This window comes from Chryseobacterium taeanense (genome assembly GCF_900099685.1).
Lineage (GTDB): Bacteria > Bacteroidota > Bacteroidia > Flavobacteriales > Weeksellaceae > Chryseobacterium > Chryseobacterium taeanense.
The window spans coordinates 1-19,780 of record NZ_FNDW01000005.1 but is presented as its reverse complement, the minus strand read 5'-3'; the positions used below and the strand labels follow the sequence as shown (position 1 = coordinate 19,780).

Genomic DNA, 19,780 nt, shown 5'->3' with positions numbered 1-19,780 from the left:
AACCCAAAATTACGCCATTTAAGCGATAGAATTATCTATGCTCGACATTTGTATTTTCTATAACAAAATCTTTAGAAATTTCATGCAAGGCATCAGCTAAAGCATCAATATCATTTTTTGTAGTAAGATGGCTAAACGAAATTCTTAGAGGAGTACAATGATCTATTTCTTCTTCAGACAGAACCATCATCATGACCATAGAAGGCTTTGAAGCACCGGAAGAACATGCACTACCTTGTGAAATTGCAATCCCCATCATATCCAGTTGAAGACCTATTAAAGAATTTTTGTAAGGTAGTAAAGCGCTTAACACGGTGTAAAGACTTGTATCTTTTTCTGAACTTCTGCCATTAAATTTAATTCCGGGAACGGCTTCTGTAAGTTTTTCTACGGCATAAGATTTAATATCCTGCATATGACTGGCATATTCTTCCAAGTTATTAAGAGAAATCTCCAAAGCTTTTCCTAAACCAACAATTCCCGCCACATTCTCTGTACCCGCTCTTAGAGTCCTTTCTTGTGGTCCTCCAGTAATAATTCCTTTTAATCCGCTTGATTTTCTTATAAAGGCAAAACCTATACCTTTAGGTCCATGAAATTTATGAGCACTGCATGACGCAAAATCCACCTGTATGTCAGAAAAATCCAGCGCCATATGAGCCATCGTTTGTACTGTATCCGAATGGAAAAGCGCCTGATAGGTCTTACACAGTTCAGCTACTTTTTTTATATCAGTAAGATTACCTATTTCATTATTGGCGTGCATTAAACTTACCAATGTTTTTTTATCCGAAGATTTCAGTAATTCTTCCAGTTTCGCAAGATCAATATCTCCTTTTTCATTAGGCCGAATATAGTTCACTTCTACTCCCTTTCTATTCTTCATATCGAGAATACTTTCAGAAACACATTTATGTTCCAGAGGAGAGCTTATGATTCTGTGTACTCCCAAATGCTCAACAGCCGATTTGATAATCATATTGTTGGATTCTGTACCGCAAGAGGTGAAGATAATCTCGGCAGGAGTAACGTGAAGATAATCTGCCACCTGTCTCCTTACATTTTCGATAAGAATCTTTGCTTCCTGACCAAAACTGTGCGTTGAAGAAGGATTTCCAAAATTCATTTTCATGGTATCTACCATGGCATCGATAACTTCTTCTGAAAGAGGGGTTGTAGCAGCGTTATCTAAGTATATTTTATTCATTTTACTTTGAAGATTTTATTTCTACGGAATATGATTGCACCTGAAAACACATACATAAGGACTATATTAGCTTAAGTAAAAGCTAAATCCTATACATTCATTTTCAGTACCCAAAATTAGTGAAAAAATTGATAATGTCCCTCATTTGCCCATTGAAGCATTGGCTTATCTCCTGAAGTATCTCCGAAAGCAATGGTTTTATCATATTTCTTATTGATAATTTCTTCCTGAATCCGGATCAGTTTTTCCTTTCCGTTGCAGTTTTTGCCAATAAAATTTCCAGTAAAAATACCATTTTTGAACTCGGCTCTTGTCGCTACCAGCTTCATTTGAAATGCCTCAGCAAAAGGTTTAGCCCAAATATCAAGAGAAGCGGTTACCAAAAGACTGTGCGTATTTTCTCTGTCGATATTCTGGATAAAATCCAATGCATTTTCCCTTATGATTTTCGGATAATGCAGTTCAAAAAACTGTCTGGATTTTTTTTCTATTTTTTCCTGTGTCTGTCCTCTAAGAATGGAACCAATAAAGCTCTTTTTTACTTTTTCGGCTTCTAAAAGCCTGAACTTTAGTAAAGCAAAAAGCGGAATATGCTTTAAAAACTGTAATCTGAATTTCACAGGATCATAAAACTTAAGATACATAAACATAGTATCCTTATAAGTCAGAGTTCCGTCAAAATCAAAACAATACAATTTCTTCATTGGAATTTTTCGTTTAATTTATTGTAACGCAAATGTCGTAAAGATATTTTTATTAAAAATAATTTCAATTAAATAAAATCATTTTAAAAAACTTGATTATAAGTAATTACAGTTTTAATTTTTTAAAAATAAACTCAGGAATATTTCTGATAACGAACATTATTACACCCCAAATAGGCAATACATACACCACATTTCTCTTTTTCTTAAAAGCTTTAAAGATACAGCGCGCAGCCTGTTCGGGCGTTGCTGTCAATTTAGGGTTTAAAGGCAGTCCTTCCGTCATTTTTGTTGCCATAAAGCCAGGTTTCACTGTAAGGACGTGTACTTTTTTGTCGGAAAAATAATTTCTTAAGCCACTAAGATAGGCTGTAAATGCTGCTTTTGCGCTGCCGTAAATAAAATTACTTTGCCTCCCACGATCTCCTGCTACAGACGAAAGCCCGATAATTGTCCCTGACCTCCTGCTTTCAAATTTTTGTGCAAAATAATTGAGTACCGGCACCAGCTTCGCATAATTGATGTCAATTATTCTTTCCGTATTTTTATTATCATACAATCCATCTTCTGTCCCGTCGCCTAAGTATCCTGCGGCGCAAAACAAAACGTTTGAACTGATATTTTCAAACTGGCTGTAATCGATATCTTTCATTAGATCAATCTCAATAACCTCAGCCTGCTGAAGAAACTTTACATCAATATGCCTTGCAAATCTTTCAGAAGTATCCCTACTGGAGGTGATAAGATAAATTTTTTCAAATTTTTCTCCTTCCCTCAAAGCTTCTTCCACAAAAGCCTGTGCGACTTCCGATGTACTCCCTATAACAATCATCTGTGTTAAATATTATTAATAATTCTTTTATGCTGCAAAGACACAAATTTTGAACTTTGAACATTTTTGAGATAATTGGTAAGCGAAGACCTGCTCATACTGTCTTTGGTAAGATAAATTCTTCCATTATACTCTTCAACAATATCATCCAGTTGGTCAATCAGTTTTTTTAGTTTTGAATTTACCTTAAAATCCAGCGCCAAAGAATATCCTTCAAAAGGAAAAGAGTTGTAAGCCTGTGGATTTTCTTTTCCGTACAGCTTCAAAACAGCCAGAAAAGATCCGTTTCCGCTATTGGCAATGGTTTCGAGAATTTTTTTCATTCCTTCTTTACCTGTCTGCTTCGGGATCATCATCTGATATTGGATAAACCCAGATTTTCCGTAAATTTTATTCCAGTCTTTTACGAAATCCAAAGGATAAAAGAATGTTTCATAATCAATGATATTCGTCACTTCTTTTTTAGACTGTTTTTTAAAATAAAAAAAATTAAAAATCTTTACCGTCAAGGCATTTAAAACAAATCCCGGGAAATAAAACGGCACGGTTGGTTCAAACTTTTTCTTAAGCCTCAGAGGTTTTTCTTTTAAATGTTGCGGAAGCTCTTGCTGAAAAGCATGTTCGCCTCTCATTAAAATACTTCTGCCGATATTTTTCCCTTTCTGAAGACAGTCGATCCAGGCTACAGTATAAGTCCAGTTCTCACTTTCTTCAAACAAACTGAAAATTTCATCAAGGTTTTCCGCTTTAATACTTTCCTGGCGTATATATGCTGTCTGAATATTTTTTAAGCGGAATTTTGCAGTAAGAATAATTCCTGTAAGTCCCATTCCTCCAATGGTAGCCCAGAATTTATCTTGGTTTTCTTCCCTAGAACAGGTGATAATATCGCCGTTTTCAATCATTAATTTAAACTCAACAACATATTCTGAAAAGCAACCTTCCATGTGGTGATTTTTACCATGAACATCTGATGCAATGGCACCTCCTACAGAAATAAATTTTGTACCTGGAGTTACATACAGAAAATAACCCTGTGGAACTGTAATTTCAAGAACATCAGAAAGCAGAACGCCGGATTCACATTCAATGATTCCGTTCAATCTGTCGAAACTGATAAATTTATTTAGTTTTTTTGTAGAAAATATATGCTCTCCCAATGAAGCATCTCCATAGCACCTACCATTCCCTCTTGCAATAACCTCATTATTATTTAATACAAAATCTTTTATTTTCCGGAAACTGTCATCAGACCTCATTTCCTTTTCTACAATCGGATAATTTCCCCAATTGGTCACTTTCTGTATAAAATTCGGCTTCATTTTTTAAAATAAATTTGAATTAAAAATGTAGCAACCCAAAGCAGTAAAGTGATCTGAATATACCTGTCGCGGTAGACGATCTTGGTAGGAGATTCTGTTCTGTTGTACACCAACGTTTGCTGCAGATATCTCAAAAAAGCAAATACAACAAATATTACTGTATAAAAAACACGTTGATGGAATTTTGCCTGAACTTCCGGTGAAAGCGTAAACATAATATAACAGACGATTGCCAGCGTTACCGAAATTGAAAGAGCAATATCAGCAAACTGCACATTATATCCGTCTAAAGCTTTTCTTGTTTTTCCAGAAACCTGGGCATTGATAAGTTCTCCTCTCCTTTTACCGATGGCAAGTACCAACGCCAGCACAAAAGTAAGTAAAATAGCCCATTGGGAAATAGTAATTCCGGTGATGTATCCTCCTGCTAAAACTCTGAGAACAAACCCCAAAGCAATAATAGAAATATCAATAATAGGAACGTGCTTTAATCTGAATGTATAAGCCAGATTCATTAAAAAATAAGATCCTATGATGATTGCGAATTTCCAGAGATTCTCATGAAAATAAGACTGTGCAAAAAACACCAGCGAAATATCAAGAACTATAAGGATTACGAAAATACCTATAGCCTGAGATTTTGAAATCGCGCCACTCGCCAGAGGCCTTTTTCTTTTTTCGGGATGTTTGCGGTCTGCTTCGATATCATTATAGTCGTTCAGAATATAAACGACACTTGCCGCCAAAGAGAAAATAATGAACGCGAAAATACTTTTAGTAAGTAAATCGATATTTTTTATGTTTCCGGAGAAAAATAACGGAACAAAAACAAACAGGTTTTTTACCCATTGCTCGACACGGAGCAGTTTTAAATATTTCTTCATCTATGTTATTTCAGATACAAAAATAATAATTTTCAGAGAATATTACGATAAAAATACAAAAATAACCGCAAATGCGGTTATTGATGAAAATATTTATATGTTTAATTACTATTGTCCGTTCTTTGCGTCATTAATCATTTTCTCATTGGCTGTAATGGCAAACTCCACTCTTCTGTTTTTTGCTCTTCCTGCATCGGTATCGTTTGTTGCTATTGGCATACTCTCGCCTTCCCCTTTTGCAAACATTCTTCCTGACGCAATTCCTTTACCTATAAGATAGCTTTTTACAGAATTTGCTCTTCTTTCCGAAAGAGACATATTGTAAGAATCGCTGCCCTTGCTGTCTGTATGTCCGTAAATATTGATATTGGTGTCAGGATTATTGATAAGAACCTGAGCTAATTTATCAAGATTGTTCTGGGCAGCACCTGTAAGTGCAGAAGAATCGAAATCAAAATTTACGATACTTTCGTTTAATGTAATTTTAATACCGTCTCCTACTCTTTCCACTTCAGCACCAGGCAATGTTTCTTTAATTTCTCTAGCCTGTTTATCCATTTTAGAACCGATTACATTACCGGCGACACCACCAATTACTCCACCTAAAACTGCTCCAATAGCACCATTTCCTCCTTTTCCTACATTATTTCCTAAAATACCTCCGATTACGGCTCCTGATGCTACTCCAACTGCGGTCCCTCTTTGCTGGTGATTTGAGTTCTTTACTGCCTCACAGCTGGTAAGTACTAATGCTGACGCTAAAAATAGGCCTCCTATATTTGTTTTTGTAAATTTCATTGTTTATTATTTTATGTTAATTACTTCATTCCTGTTCTTTCAAAGTTGTAAACAACTCTTACATTTTCTCCGTCAAAAGGAATATTCTGTTCTAGTGAAAACTGGTCTGTCGACTGACTGATAAGGGTAAGTGTATAACCCATAGTATTTTGCTTTGCCTTTGTACCTTCTGCTATTTTCTTGAAACTGAAAGTATTTCCGCTTGTCACATCAACTTTGATAGGCTGTGTAAATCCTGCGCCACACGTTCCTCCCCCGTTCACGGTGTAAGCACCTGTCCAGTTATTAGGAATCAGTCTCCAGTGACTTCCTACAAAGCACTGCGCATCAATGCCATCATCAAATGGTTTAATTTTAAATTCTTTATCATAATTGATACTAACGATTTGCCAGTCACCTTTCATTTTTAGAAATTCTGACCTCTGACTTTGAGCCGTTTGGGCATTTTTTACTCCGGAACAAGACACCGCAAAAAGTGATGCACCTAACATCCCTGTAAATAGTAACTTTTTCATTTTGTAGTTTATTATTATTTGTTATAATAAAATTACAAAAAACCGTGCCAAAATTGAAAGATAAAAATAAAAAAAGTCCGAAATTTTCGGACTTTGTATGATTCAACCTTAATTACAGATTGATATGTTATTTTTTAACAGCCTTTTTTACGGATTTTTGAACTCTTTTTCCTGAAGCTGATTTTCCATTATAAAAATTTGTATAAGCATATTCTGCGGCTTTTTTTACATCAATAACTCCGCCCGCCTGAGAGAAATCGGCAAATCCATTTGCTGTACTCGGATTGCTTGACTTCACTAAAGATTCAATAATCTGGGCCGGTGTAAGATTAGGCATATATGCCAATAAAACGGCGGCTGCACCTGCTACAACAGGAGATGCCATCGAGGTTCCCTGAAGATATTTATATTCGTTGTGTGGAATGGTAGAATAAATCTCATCACCCGGAGCGAATACATTAACCATCTTTTTATTGTAATTTGAGAAGCCTGCTCTTAGAGCATTGTTATCATTGGTACTGGCTCCTACGACAATTACATTATCTACAAAAGGTTTCTCATCGGTTACATTTTTAAAATTAGTAGGATAAGCCAAATGCTCTGCAACATCTTCATTCTCGTTACCCGCCGCTTTTACCAATAAAACGCCTTTATCCTGAGCATATTTGAAAGCATCCCAAACTACATTTTTACCTGGTGAAACCGGCTTTCCGAAGCTCATATTCAAAACTTTTGCACCGTTATCAACCGCATATCGGATGGCATTCGCAACATCTTTGTCTCTTTCGTCACCATTCGGAACCGTTCTTACAGACATGATTTTAGCCACTTTTGAAGCTACCCCATATTGTATTTCAGTTCCGTTTGGAAGTCCTGCAATGATTCCTGCAACGTGTGTTCCGTGCATTGCATCAGGGCCTTCGTAATGGTTGTTTCCGTAATTTTTTTCAGAGTAATCATCATAATTATCTCCTACAATCTCTTTTCTCGGATCATAATCAAGATTATATTGTTTTTCCTGTGGGCCAAAATAATCTAATGCTTCTTTAATCTGATCACGCATTATTTTTTCAAATTCTGCAGCAGATTTACCTTTAAATTCAGGACTTTGGGCAACCTGACTCAAAACCGTAACTGCCATAGCTTCTTTTTGATCTGCAGGCTTTATTGACGCAATATTTTCAGGAGTGATGGATTTACCATTGAGCAACTTCACCATTGTCGGAATTGCTTCATTAATCATTGTATAAGTCTGAAAACCTTGTCTTGCTTCTACACTTTTCTTGGTAAAAATTTCCTTGGATTTCATATACATCGCAAATTCCTCTGGCATTTTAGCTTGGTTTGCTTTGTTTTTTGTAGAATCTTCTCCTTCAAAAACAGGCTTGTATTTAGCAACAACACGTGTTACTTCCATATTATCAATGTCAATATCTCCGTTCTTTCCACCGATGAAGTTCCATCCGTGAACATCGTCGATATATCCGTTACCGTCATCATCTTTTCCATTACCCGGAACTTCATTAGGATTTGACCATATATTTTTAGCCAATCCAGGATGATCTACCTGAACACCACTATCCAGAACACCTACAACTACCGTTTTAGGTTTAAGACCTTTAGATTCTAAATATTTATATGCGTTTTCTGTATTTACTCCATAAACCTTCGTAGCAGAAAAGTCTTTATGATACCATGTCATAAGATCTTTATCTTTCATAGGATCAACGCTTGCTTTAGTTTCCTGCGCATGCGAGAAGCCGAATCCCACTAAAAAAACAGCGGCTAATAATACCTTTTTCATGTTAGTATGATTGTTTAATATTTTTAATATAAGTCAGGGATTCAGGCCCTTTGTTACAAATAAGATCCAAAATGGACAAATCTTCTAAAAAACCTGATTTATCGGAAAATGTTTGATAATATTCTTCCACTTCAAATTCTGATGGGTTTTTAGCTGAAAATTTTTCTCTGAAATTGATTTCCTGAGGATTTTTGATGTATTCTGCATTCAAAGACCATGCCTTTTCTGTTTTAAGAATTTGCTGAATAACCTCAAGTGCTTTAAGGTTAAAATCCAATAAATTTTGTTCTTTTATCTCGAATATTTTTTTAAGTTTATCTTCATAAAATTCAAAATAGGGAGAACTCTGATAGGCTGTTTTAATAGATTTCCAATGAAGATTTCTCCAGTCTTCGCGGTAAGAAATTTCGATATCCTTAAATTCTCTTTTTCCATTATGGGAAATCGGAATGATTAAAGATAATTTTCCGTTTGCGCCATATATATTGGCTCTGTTTCTATAAGTTTGTTTCGGAAAATGTTCAAACTGTTCAAATAAAATTTCGTTTTCAGGATTCAGGAATACCGAAAACCAGGAAATTGGCGGTAAATAAAATACCGGTAATAATATATTGTTCATACTTTAATTTTTAGGATAAATAATTCTTCCGATTATTTCACTTTCATCAATAAATCCTATATATCTTGAATCTAAACTTGCATTTCGATTGTCGCCAAGAAAAAAGACTTTTCCCGGAGGAATTGTTACTGGCCCAAAATTATCTGCATTCCAGTTTTTATGATACATTTTGACAATCTCCGGATCAGGGTTGGGATTGATAAACCTTTCATAAAAGAAATTATCATTCAATTCGTTTCCACTTAGGTTAGTCAGAAAATAGTCATTATCAAACTGATAGAATTCTTTTTCTGACATTCCTTTTAACATCAAATCATTGACAAATGCTCTGTCAATTTTATATAAATGTTTTAAATTAATTCCTGTTCTCACTAATTCATTATTTACCAACAGGTTTCCATTTTTAATCTTAACCTTATCTCCTTCTATCCCCACTAACCTTTGGACATAAACACCTTTACCAAACTCTTTGGAATTCTGATTATAAGTTAACAGCTTAAATTTCTCATAAGGAAGAATATTTGTAATGATTACAAATGAGTTTTTCTTAATATTGGGCTCACCACCAGCCTGTGGTACATAAGCATATTGCAAAACCCCGGAGAGTTTTGCAATAATTAAAATTGTTACAATAAAGCTACCCGCAAGGAGAACTCTATTAAATATTTTATTTTTAAACATCAGATATTAATCGTCTTCTGCTTTTTTCTTTTTAAATAGTTTCACGAAATATTCCCAGCCGAAGAATAAAATAAGAATCATCGCTGCAATCCACCAGTATGAAGTTTTGTTGGCTTCACCTGTATTCGTTGCTTTGAACATTCTGTCCCAACGGATTCTCCACCCGTCTGCTTGATAAGAAGAGCTAGAATCTTTAAATACCCCTTCAATACTCATCCAAGTAAACATCGGCTTTCCAACAATATTTTCTTCAGGAACGAAACCAAAGAATCTTGCATCCAGGGAAGCATCTCTGTTGTCACCGACCATCATATAATAATCCTGTTTAATTGTGTACTGATTGGTTTCTTTTCCGTTAATGAAAATTTTCCCGTTTTTATTTTCTAAACTGTTATGTTCATATTCAGAAATAATCCATTGATACATTGGAAGAGACTCCTGATTAATAGTTACAACATCTCCTTTTTTGGGGATTTTAAGAGGACCATACCAGTCTTGGTTCCAAGGTTTGTTAATAGGATAAATAGATTGTGTTGTATCTATTTTCGTTCTCATTGCATCCCTATAGTTAATAGATGCATATCCCTTTTGCATCACATCTTCATGAACAGACACAACCTGAGGAAGCTCCTTAATAGCCTTTAATCTCTTATCTGTAAGCTGCATTAAATACACTGTATTTGCTGGATTAATACCATATTTTTTAACAGCTTCTTCAAAATAACGGCTAGAATTATCCACTTGAATAATTGAAATATATTCTAATTTTTTGAAAAGATCTTTAATATCAAGTTCGCTTCCAGTCTCCACATAATAAGCGTGTTGAATTTCCTGGTCTCCCAAAACTGTTTCCGGTTTTCCGTTTACATAAAGTCTCCCAGCTCTCATTTCGAAAGTGTCACCGGCTACCGCTACACATCTTTTCACATAAGGATCTTTTCTGTCAATCGCCGTATGCACAGAATCCTGAGGATAATTGAAAACCACTACATCATGTCGCTGCGGTTTATTAAACTGTAAAATTCTTTCGTAAGGAAGTTTTACAGCATCTACATAAGATTTCGGATCATCTTTAGGATTACCTTTTTCACCGGTATCCATAATCGTTCCCTGAAGGAATGGTATAGCTAAAGGTCGCATAGGTAGTCTGTAACCATAGCTCCATTTGTTTACGAAAAGAAAATCTCCAACCAATAAAGTTCTTTCCATAGATCCTGTAGGGATCCCGAAAGGTTGCGTTACAAAAACGTGGATAATTGTTGCAAAAACTACGGCAAAAGTAACAGAACCAATGAAAGAGTCTTTCTTTTTTTCACTCTTTTCTTCATCTGTCAGGAACAATTCATTTTCATCTTCCACCTCTGCATCTTTGCTGTAATTCACCGTTGCCATGTAGATAAAAGGAAGAATTACGGTAAGAAGCTTATCCTTGAAAAGTGTTTTTCCGAATTTTTTCATTAAATATAAATGAAACACCGACATCATAATTGGCCCTACGATCGGTAAATAAGACAAAATCGCCCACCATTTCGGATGCTTGGTTTCTTTTAAAATAAGAAAATAATTGTAAAAAGGAATAAAAGCAAATAGAGGGTTATACCCGAGCTTTTTGAACAGTTTCCAAGTGGAAATTCCCATCAGTACAGACAGAATGAGAACATAAACTGTATACGTTAAAAAATAATTCATAAATTTCTGTGCCTAATCTATATAATATAATTGATGAATAATGATCGATAAATGATCAGAACAATATTGACGATTCACCATTCACCGTATTAGTTTGCAATGTAGGAATTTTGTTACAATTAAATCCCCAAAACATCTTTCATTGTGAAATTTCCCTTTTTGTCTTTAATCCACTCTGCTGCGACTACAGCCCCTAACGCAAAACCATTCCTGTTAAACGCCGTATGTTTGATCTCAATTTCATCCACTTCACTTCTGTAGAATACGCTGTGCGTTCCGGGAACCTCATCTTCACGGATCGCAAAAATCCCAAGCTGATTACCCTGAGTTTCTTCCAGTTTCCACGAATCAAATTTCGGATTGTTTTTAAAAATGCCTTCCGCAATAGAAATTGCTGTACCACTCGGAGCATCTTTTTTATGGATATGATGAATTTCTTCCAGCTGACAGGAATATTCATCTACATTTTTCATTAAATCGGCAAGCTTTTCATTTAAAGCAAAAAATAAATTAACCCCTAAACTAAAGTTGGAACCATATAAGAAGCCCGTTTCATTTGCAACTGCCATCTGTTCAATTTCAGGTTTTTTCTCAAGCCAGCCGGTTGTTCCGCAGATGACAGGAATTTTATTCTCAAGGCATACTTTGATATTTTCATACGCGACTTCCGGTAATGAAAATTCTATGACTACATCCGGATTATTGAGATTTTCAGCAGTCGGAGTTTCTTTCAGTTTGGCAACAACTTCATGACCTCTTTTAGTGGCAATTTCATCAATGATTTTACCCATTTTGCCGTATCCAACGAGTGCTATTTTCATTTTATTTATTTGTTTTCCTGCCTGTATTTTTAACGCAAAAATCGCAAAGTTTTGTTCAAAATCTTCCTTTATATTTTCGTTCCGCAAAGGCGTTTCACTCAGCAAAGGCGTATTTAATTAATGCAGTTTTATATTTTTACTAAAATTTATAACTTAAACTGATTCCTGTTTTTGGAGGAGCAATTCCATACTGATCCTGAATGACTGCGGGACTGAACGAAAGATCCGGATCGTGACGACTTTCATACAAATGAGCATCTACCACTGCATCCACAATATTCAGAATATAAATCAATCCTGTGATCGCAATAGCATAATCTCTCTGTCTCTTGGCTCTGTCTTGGGCATTTCCTAAGGCAACTTTATCCAGCCACGGGTGACTGTCGACAAATTCGCTGGGAGTTCCGTTGAGCTTGGCAATATAATATTCTCTGTATCTCCGGTATTGATTGTCATTCCACACAGCAATACCTACACCGGCACCCACAGCACCCCACACGATAGGGATTTTCCAGTATTTTTTATTGTAGAACTGTCCTAATCCTGGTAAAACAGCAGAATATAGTCCTGCCTTTGTAGGATTAAGCTTAAGTGTTTTATTCGTAGGTCCATTTGCTCCTTCCAGATCAGAAACTACATTTTCCGTCGTTTTCGTATTATTTTTCTCTACCGACACACTGTCTTTCGGATGATATTCTACCCGGATCGTGTCATTAGGATTGACCTGAGAAAAGACAACTACAGAAATACACAGAAAAAATGTGAAAAGTAATTTTTTCATTTATTTAATATGAGATAAAATATATTCCAGTTCATCTTCATTCTTGAAGTCCAGAACAATTTTACCTTTTTTACCGTTTCCGGAGGTTTTGATTTCTACTTTTACGTCCAGTATATCCGCTATTGTTTTCTGTGCTCTTTTATAATTATTGGAAAGCTCAGCTTTGGCTCTTTTTGCAGCAGCAGATTTTGGATTTTTCAACGCTGTAGCAGCCTGCTCGGTCTGGCGTACATTCAGTTTTTCCTTAATGATGAGATCAAACAGAATTTGCTGATGTTCTTCATTTTCAAGACTTATAATGGCTCTACCGTGTCCTGCGGAAATTTCCCCGCTTCTGATAGCATTTTGAATATCAGGGTTCAGCCTTAATAATCTGATAGAATTTGTAATCGTACTTCTGTCTTTTCCTACTCTCTGGCTGAGATTTTCCTGAGTAAGACCTATTTCATCCATCAATCGCTGATAGGTAAGCGCAATTTCGATCGCATCAAGGTCCTCTCTCTGGATATTTTCAACAAGCGCCATCTCAAGAAGCTCCTGATCGTTCACCAGACGGATATAAGCAGGAATTGTTTCAAGACCGGCTATTTTACTAGCTCTGTAACGTCTTTCTCCCGATATAATTTCAAACTTCTCCCCATCTTTCCTTAGAGTAACCGGCTGAATTACTCCTAAGTTTTTGATAGACTGAGCAAGTTCATTTAATGCTTTTTCGTCAAAATAAGTTCTTGGCTGGGTCGGGTTTGGATAAATATCTTCCAGGGAAATTTCCACGATATTCCCTACAAACTTATCTGCTCCTTCATCGGTAGCAGAATTGATCGTTGCTTTGGATTCGGCACTAAGAATAGCACCTAAACCACGTCCCATCGCTCTTTTTTTATCCTTCATATTTTTTTCTGGCTTTCAGCTTACCGCTGTCGGCTTTTTAGTTCTTTACTAATTTTTCATTTTTCAACAAAACTTCCTCTGCAAGCTGAATGTACTGAACCGCTCCTTTACTTTCCGCATCATAGTTCAGAATACTTTCTCCAAAACTTGGCGCTTCGCTTAGCCTTACATTTCTGCTGATAATCGTTTCAAAAACCATTTCAGGGAAGTGCGCATTTACCTCTTCCACTACCTGATTAGACAATCTTAATCTGCTGTCGTACATGGTAAGCAGCAAACCTTCTATATCAAGATCTTTGTTGTGTATTTTCTGTACGTTTTTGATGGTATTCAATAATTTACCCAGACCTTCCAGTGCAAAATATTCGCATTGGATAGGAATAATCACAGAGTCGGCTGCAGTAAGAGCATTCACGGTAATTAACCCTAAACTCGGTGCACAGTCGATGATAATATAATCATAATTGTCCCGAACACTTTGTAAGGCTTTTTTCAGCATATATTCGCGGTCTTCCTTGTCAACAAGTTCGATTTCTGCTGCTACAAGGTCGATATGAGACGGAACAATATCCAGATTGGGAGTTGCAGTCTGTTTGATACATTTTTGTGTTTCAACACTGTGCTCCAATAAATTGTATGTAGAATACTGAACATCATCAACCCCTAAACCTGAAGTTGCATTAGCTTGAGGATCAGCATCAATGATTAATATTTTCTTTTCCAATACCCCTAATGCCGCTGCCAAATTAACAGCTGTTGTTGTTTTTCCAACGCCTCCTTTCTGATTAGCGATACCTATGATTTTTGCCATTCTTAGAACTTTAAGTTTCAAAAATACACATTTTTCCTTGCTATTGATGAACCGATAAAACGAAAAATGAGTTAAAATATTGTTAACAAGCCTTTTAAGGCTAAAAAAAATTATCCACAAAAAAAATTCTTTGTGGATAAGTGTTCAGGATATGTATTATTAATTAATTATCAAACTTCATAGAAATTGGAAATTTGAAGTAGCTTCTTACGGGTTGCCCGTTTACTTTTGCAGGAACCCATTTCCCTTTTATACTTTTAATCGTTCTCATCGCTTCGCTATTAAAATCTGCGTCTCTTCCGTCAGCTTTAATACCTGAGATCGTACCATCTTTTTCAACAATGAAAGTAATTATTGTTTTCATTACATCTCCGGACTCAAATCCTGATCCGTCGAAATTATTCATCACTTTATTCCTGAATGAATCAAGGCCACCGACAAAATTGGCTTCTACATCAACAGATACTCTGGGAGAATTATCTTCTTTCGGTTGCACTTTTGGCTGTTCTATCTGCTGGGTACCTGCTCCATTATTAATCGGCGGTGCAATAGGAACGTATTTTATTGTAGGTACTTCTTTTCCTTCCGAGGTTTGTAAACCAGCAGCAGCATTTTGCTCATCCTTGGGAGTTACTACTTTTTTCTCGTTAGTTACAATCGCCTTAGGCTCCGGTACTGTTTTATCGATTGTTTTTATTTTTTCAGGAACCGGTTGAGGTTTTACCGGTAGAGGAGGATCTTTTTCAGGAGTTACAACTTGTTTAAAAATATGCTCTCTGTCGTAAATAGTCTTTTCTATAACAGGATCACTTTTAAAAGCATTTACAATTAAAGGTGTCAAAGAAACTGCCGCCAAAAAGCTAGCTCCTATAAAAAGCGCTTTTGTTAAAATTCTGTCTGATTCATTTCTTAGTACATATGCACCATATTGTTTGTTACGGTGCTCAAATAGAACTTCATTAAAACGAAATTCCTGATTCTGATGCATGTTTTTCATCCTTATAAATATTTAATGTTAAATTTAGATTATTAGTTTATCACCTTTAATCCATGGTTATTAATTCAACATCAAAATATCTGCCAAAAATATGTTAAAATTACAACGATTTTAAAAATTATATGACAATACTAAAATTTAACTATGCTCAAAATAACAAAATAAATAACCAGATCTTAAGTAAATAAAGCTCAATAAAAATCATCAACATTAAAATATCCTCTTCATTATCAAATAGTTTATAAAAAAAAGACTGTCTAATGACAGCCTTTCATGATATATTTTAATACAATATTTTAGAATAATTCTTTTCTGATAATGTTCTGACTTCTCTCAGGACCTACAGAAACAAGATAAACGTTGATGCCTAAATATTTTTCGATAAATTCGATATATTTCTGAGCATTTGCAGGAAGTTCATCATAGCTTCTTGCTTTGGTAATATCTTCCGTCCAACCCGGAAGCTCTTCATAAATGGCTTCATAGTCGTACAGTTTTGTTGTTGAAGAAGTGAAATAATCGATGATTTTGCCGTCTTCCGTTTTATAATGAGTCGCAATTTTAATCGTATCGATTCCCGTAAGAACATCTAATTTAGTAATTACTAAGTTATTGATACCGTTAATCATACAAGCATGTTTTAAAGAAACAAGATCAAGCCATCCTGTTCTTCTTGGTCTTCCTGTTGTTGCTCCAAACTCATGACCAATCTGTCTGATTTTCTCGCCTAATTCGTTATCTAATTCCGATGGGAAAGGACCGTTTCCTACTCTTGTACAGTATGCTTTTGCCACACCAATCAGATTCTGAAGTGAAGTTGGTGGAACTCCTGCCCCTGTACAAACACCTCCGGTTGACGGAGAAGATGACGTTACGTATGGATATGTTCCAAAGTCAATATCCAACATCAAAGCCTGCGCTCCTTCAAACAAAACGTTTTTACCTTCCTGGATTGCTTCATTTAGTTCCAGTTCGGTATCAACAATTCTATCCTGAAGCTGCTTTCCGATCTCTAAATATTCGTTGTAAATTTCTTCAACGTCTAAAGTCGGTTTATCATAATATTTTTCAAAAAGAGAATTCTTAATTTTCAAGTTCTTCTCTATTTTCTCTCTTAAAATTTCAGGATTCAGAAGGTCTACCATTCTGATTCCCACTCTTGCAATTTTGTCTTCGTAGCAAGGTCCGATCCCTTTTTTGGTCGTACCGATCTGCGTTCCTCCGTGCTCTTCTTCACGATAGGTATCCAAAAGAATGTGATAAGGCATGATGACATGCGCTCTTCTGCTGATGAAAATATGATCTGTTCTAAGACCTTTGCTTTCGATCTGATTCACCTCCTTAATGAAAGATTTAGGGTTTACCACTACTCCATTGGCAATGATACATTTCCCTTTGCACTGAAGAACTCCCGACGGAAGAAGGTGCAAAACAAATTTTTCATCGCCTACATATACGGTATGACCTGCGTTGTCTCCACCTTGGAAACGCACCACATAATCCGATTTCGCCGATAAAACATCCGTTATTTTTCCTTTCCCTTCATCTCCGTACTGAAGACCTACAACTACGTAAGTTGACATATTTTACTTTTATTTTAGATTCATGCAAAATTACTTTTAAAAAATTGGGTGCGCAAATTTGTAATGTATTTTATTTTGGGGTGGGATGAAAATCATGTGGTTGACAAGAAAAGTGCCTTTAACTTTATTGTATCATAAAACTTTGTTGCTGCAAGACTTCTTTAATAAAAATGTAGCCGCACTATAAAACACAAAACCCACCGCTTTGTGGTGGGTTTGTGTTATCTGCTACACGCTAAAATCGTATGGAAGCTGTTATTTACAATATGATTAAGCTAGGGTGATCATAAAAATATATTAAATCACATTTTACATTATCGCTTATATTAAAATTTATATCTAAATTTAATTTAGTAAAATCTAATTTTTCAAAGTCATCAATATTTAAAACTTTTAAATCTTTAAAATTCACATCTGGAATAGATACAATTTCAAAGCTTGATAAATCAATCATTTTTGCCTCTAATGGTCTAAATACTTCTACATTAGAAGGTAAATTAATTCTTGCGTATACTGTATATACACAATCCGATTTACCAATATTATCTAATGCGAATGTAACAAATTTATCTAAAATTGTATTCAATTTATTGGAATCACCCGATCCGGAGAATACCTTCCCATCTGACTGAATGAAAAACCAATCTCTATCACCATTATCCAAATTTTCATCAATTTTAAAACCATCAAGAACAGTATCTGATAAATCTATATGCACATTCCAACCAGGGTTATTGATGGTTTGAATCTTTACCCCATACTCATGTTCCCAATCGCCATTACATTGGAGTTTAAACCATTCTTGTATTGCTTCAATATTTTTCATTTTTGAAATCTAGAATTTTTAAGTGTTTCATCAGGTGTTGGCTTTCTTGTTTCTTTTTTAGTTTGCACATGAGGTGTTGTGACTGGTTTTTTTGTGGTTTTATCAATATGCGGTGCACCTGGAGTTCCACCCTTTTGTCCACCATCAAACCTCTTAGTAGGATTAAAATGCCCCGATTTAGTTTTTTCATAAGTCTCATACTTATAAATGTTTCCATTAACATCTCTATCAAATGAAGTATGATCTCCTGAAGCATCTTTATTAGGACTAAGTTTATTTGAACCTCTTACTGTTTTACGAACAATTGCAGCTGCCGCCAAATTTTCAACATGTTCCATTTTTTGGTCCATTCCTTGAAATGTCATTCAAAGTAGTCTCCATATCACGATCTCCCTCTTGTGCCATTTATCCAAGCGTCTTGCCCTCCATAGCTTCATTCCATGAAGACGCAACACCATTATATATTGACCCTAATGTATTAGTAGCAAAAGTTCCTACATCTCCAGCAACACTTCCACCATATTCGTTACGATTATAGTATGGAAGTTTGATATTATGAGCACCTAATGTTAAGACGGGCTTTCCTCCGCTTTTACTTTTGTTTAGATACCAAGGAAGTCCTTTCTCTAAACCTTCAAGCTCCACAAAAGCAATAACTTGGTTTTCGGCAAAATTATAAGGTGATTGATAAGAATAATCTTCGGCAAGCGGGTCGACATTAAAGAACCTTCCTACATCGGGCATATAATTTCTCCATTTAAAGCTATACCAACCTGTCTCATTCTGTAACTCTTGTCCTTGATACTTGTACTGATAAGCAGAATTCCCTGCCAATGCATTATACCCTGCATGCTTCAATCCGAAAGGATAGTAGTTGCTTTCCTCAAGAGCTTCTATTCCACTGCCATTATTGAAATAACTCAACCTTGTATTTCCCAAATGGTCAACATAATTGTAAATATACTTATTATTTTCAAAATTATAGTAGCCTTCAGCTGTAGGTACAAATGATAATGTAGCAAAGTCAGAGGTATTACACCCATAAAAACCAGCTATACTTTTTTTAGAGTCAAAATTCCAATTTATGTTTTTCCATCCCTCTGAAGACAATTGATGTTTATCTAAATTTTCTCCAGTTTCATCTGTTAAAGAATTTTTTGAAGTAGGCTCAGTTCCTACAGGTCCATCTGTTCCTCCATGACCATAAAAAGAAGCTTCAACTGTCTTACCATAACCTTCTTTTTGTGCCTTTTTAACATTAGATTCTACGAGACCTTCTAACTTACCCAAATCATCCAAATTCAACATTACAATTTTGTCATTAGGATAAGACTCTTTTATTTCATTATATCTGGTTTTTGCAGCATCTGCGGCATCAGCTGCACCTCCCAAATTAATTATAAATCTAAGATTTCCTTTGGGTGGGTCTGGATCCATTCCGTCTGGATCAATCCAATTAATAGGGTTATTGAAAACATAGTTATAGGGGCTCCAAGCAGTGTACTTCTCCGCCAATGGATCTTGCACACCCCATCTTCCAATATCCGGCATATAAAATCTTGCGCCATAATCATACATTCCTGTTTCTGTCTGCAGTTCCTTTCCGTTGTACTTGTACTGATACGAAGGATTTCCATCAAAGTCATTGTACCCTTCATGCCTTAATCCAAAAGGATAATAATTGTTTTCTCCAAGAACTTCTATTCCACTGCCATTTTTAAAGTAGCTTACACGTACGTTTCCCAAATGATCTGCATAATTGTAAATATACTTATTTTCCACAAAATCAAAATAACCCTCCGACGTTGGGACAAACTGGAGTTCCGATGATGGTGCCGGGCACCCCACACATAGAACATCAGAGCCAGTTGTTAAGTACTGGAAACCATCCAGATAATCTGTTTTGCTCTGGACAAAACTATTTAACCTGAGTTCGGGATAATAATTGAGATAAACTTTGTAAAAAATAGCAATAATTCGTATATTTAAGTTTCTGACATTCAAATATTTAAACG

Annotated in this window: 20 protein-coding genes; all 20 read right to left on the bottom strand. The window is 35.6% G+C overall.

What is annotated here, in order from left to right:
• Nucleotides 1–31 precede the first annotated feature (31 nt).
• The gene (locus tag BLR30_RS08680; RefSeq protein WP_089857227.1) at nucleotides 32–1,207 is read right to left on the bottom strand and encodes a cysteine desulfurase family protein; all 1,176 of its coding nucleotides are present in this window, start codon (nucleotides 1,205–1,207) and stop codon (nucleotides 32–34) included.
• Between the two features lie 116 nt (nucleotides 1,208–1,323).
• A complete protein-coding gene (locus tag BLR30_RS08675; RefSeq protein ID WP_089857225.1) occupies nucleotides 1,324–1,911 on the bottom strand; it encodes an HAD family hydrolase in 588 nt (195 codons plus the stop codon).
• 106 nt (nucleotides 1,912–2,017) lie between these two features.
• Complete coding sequence (locus BLR30_RS08670) at nucleotides 2,018–2,743, bottom strand: SDR family NAD(P)-dependent oxidoreductase (RefSeq protein ID WP_089857223.1); 726 nt, start codon at nucleotides 2,741–2,743, stop codon at nucleotides 2,018–2,020.
• A 5-nt stretch (nucleotides 2,744–2,748) separates the two neighbouring features.
• Nucleotides 2,749–4,065, bottom strand: a complete 1,317-nt coding sequence (locus BLR30_RS08665) for an FAD-binding oxidoreductase (RefSeq protein ID WP_089857221.1) — start codon at nucleotides 4,063–4,065, stop codon at nucleotides 2,749–2,751.
• Nucleotides 4,062–4,949, bottom strand: a complete 888-nt coding sequence (locus BLR30_RS08660; RefSeq protein WP_089857219.1) for a decaprenyl-phosphate phosphoribosyltransferase — start codon at nucleotides 4,947–4,949, stop codon at nucleotides 4,062–4,064. The genes BLR30_RS08665 and BLR30_RS08660 overlap by 4 nt, the downstream gene beginning before the upstream one ends.
• A gap of 108 nt (nucleotides 4,950–5,057) precedes the next feature.
• The gene (locus BLR30_RS08655) at nucleotides 5,058–5,747 is read right to left on the bottom strand and encodes a YiaD family glycine zipper/OmpA-like lipoprotein (RefSeq protein ID WP_089857216.1); all 690 of its coding nucleotides are present in this window, start codon (nucleotides 5,745–5,747) and stop codon (nucleotides 5,058–5,060) included.
• Nucleotides 5,748–5,767: 20 nt separating this feature from the next.
• Nucleotides 5,768–6,262, bottom strand: a complete 495-nt coding sequence (locus BLR30_RS08650) for a lipocalin family protein (protein ID WP_089857214.1) — start codon at nucleotides 6,260–6,262, stop codon at nucleotides 5,768–5,770.
• A gap of 127 nt (nucleotides 6,263–6,389) precedes the next feature.
• A complete protein-coding gene (locus BLR30_RS08645) occupies nucleotides 6,390–8,066 on the bottom strand; it encodes a S8 family serine peptidase (protein WP_089857212.1) in 1,677 nt (558 codons plus the stop codon).
• Between the two features lies 1 nt (nucleotide 8,067).
• Nucleotides 8,068–8,685, bottom strand: a complete 618-nt coding sequence (locus BLR30_RS08640) for a WbqC family protein (protein ID WP_089857210.1) — start codon at nucleotides 8,683–8,685, stop codon at nucleotides 8,068–8,070.
• 3 nt (nucleotides 8,686–8,688) lie between these two features.
• Nucleotides 8,689–9,366 carry a signal peptidase I gene (lepB, locus tag BLR30_RS08635; protein WP_089857208.1) on the bottom strand — a complete coding sequence of 226 codons (678 nt, stop codon included), beginning with the start codon at nucleotides 9,364–9,366 and terminating at the stop codon, nucleotides 8,689–8,691.
• A gap of 6 nt (nucleotides 9,367–9,372) precedes the next feature.
• A complete protein-coding gene (lepB, locus tag BLR30_RS08630; RefSeq protein ID WP_089857206.1) occupies nucleotides 9,373–11,055 on the bottom strand; it encodes a signal peptidase I in 1,683 nt (560 codons plus the stop codon).
• Nucleotides 11,056–11,174: 119 nt separating this feature from the next.
• A complete protein-coding gene (gene dapB, locus BLR30_RS08625; RefSeq protein WP_089857590.1) occupies nucleotides 11,175–11,876 on the bottom strand; it encodes a 4-hydroxy-tetrahydrodipicolinate reductase in 702 nt (233 codons plus the stop codon).
• Nucleotides 11,877–12,015: 139 nt separating this feature from the next.
• Nucleotides 12,016–12,657, bottom strand: coding sequence for a DUF5683 domain-containing protein (locus BLR30_RS08620; RefSeq protein WP_089857204.1), 642 nt, complete (start codon nucleotides 12,655–12,657; stop codon nucleotides 12,016–12,018).
• Nucleotides 12,658–13,548, bottom strand: a complete 891-nt coding sequence (locus tag BLR30_RS08615) for a ParB/RepB/Spo0J family partition protein (RefSeq protein WP_089857202.1) — start codon at nucleotides 13,546–13,548, stop codon at nucleotides 12,658–12,660.
• Nucleotides 13,549–13,585: 37 nt separating this feature from the next.
• Nucleotides 13,586–14,359 (bottom strand): ParA family protein, encoded by a 774-nt coding sequence (locus BLR30_RS08610; protein WP_089857199.1) that lies wholly within the window; start codon nucleotides 14,357–14,359, stop codon nucleotides 13,586–13,588.
• 163 nt (nucleotides 14,360–14,522) lie between these two features.
• On the bottom strand, nucleotides 14,523–15,356 hold the full coding sequence (locus BLR30_RS08605; protein WP_089857196.1) for an energy transducer TonB: 834 nt from the start codon (nucleotides 15,354–15,356) through the stop codon (nucleotides 14,523–14,525).
• 296 nt (nucleotides 15,357–15,652) lie between these two features.
• Nucleotides 15,653–16,939 carry an adenylosuccinate synthase gene (locus BLR30_RS08600; RefSeq protein ID WP_089857193.1) on the bottom strand — a complete coding sequence of 429 codons (1,287 nt, stop codon included), beginning with the start codon at nucleotides 16,937–16,939 and terminating at the stop codon, nucleotides 15,653–15,655.
• Between the two features lie 259 nt (nucleotides 16,940–17,198).
• The gene (locus BLR30_RS08595; RefSeq protein WP_089857190.1) at nucleotides 17,199–17,765 is read right to left on the bottom strand and encodes an immunity 53 family protein; all 567 of its coding nucleotides are present in this window, start codon (nucleotides 17,763–17,765) and stop codon (nucleotides 17,199–17,201) included.
• On the bottom strand, nucleotides 17,762–18,103 hold the full coding sequence (locus BLR30_RS08590; RefSeq protein WP_228400747.1) for a polymorphic toxin type 24 domain-containing protein: 342 nt from the start codon (nucleotides 18,101–18,103) through the stop codon (nucleotides 17,762–17,764). Before BLR30_RS08590 ends, BLR30_RS08595 begins: the two co-directional genes overlap by 4 nt.
• Before the next feature lie 67 nt (nucleotides 18,104–18,170).
• Nucleotides 18,171–19,780, bottom strand: a 1,610-nt coding sequence (locus tag BLR30_RS17900; protein WP_317041390.1) for an RHS repeat domain-containing protein, incomplete at its 5' end; no start/stop codon positions are given.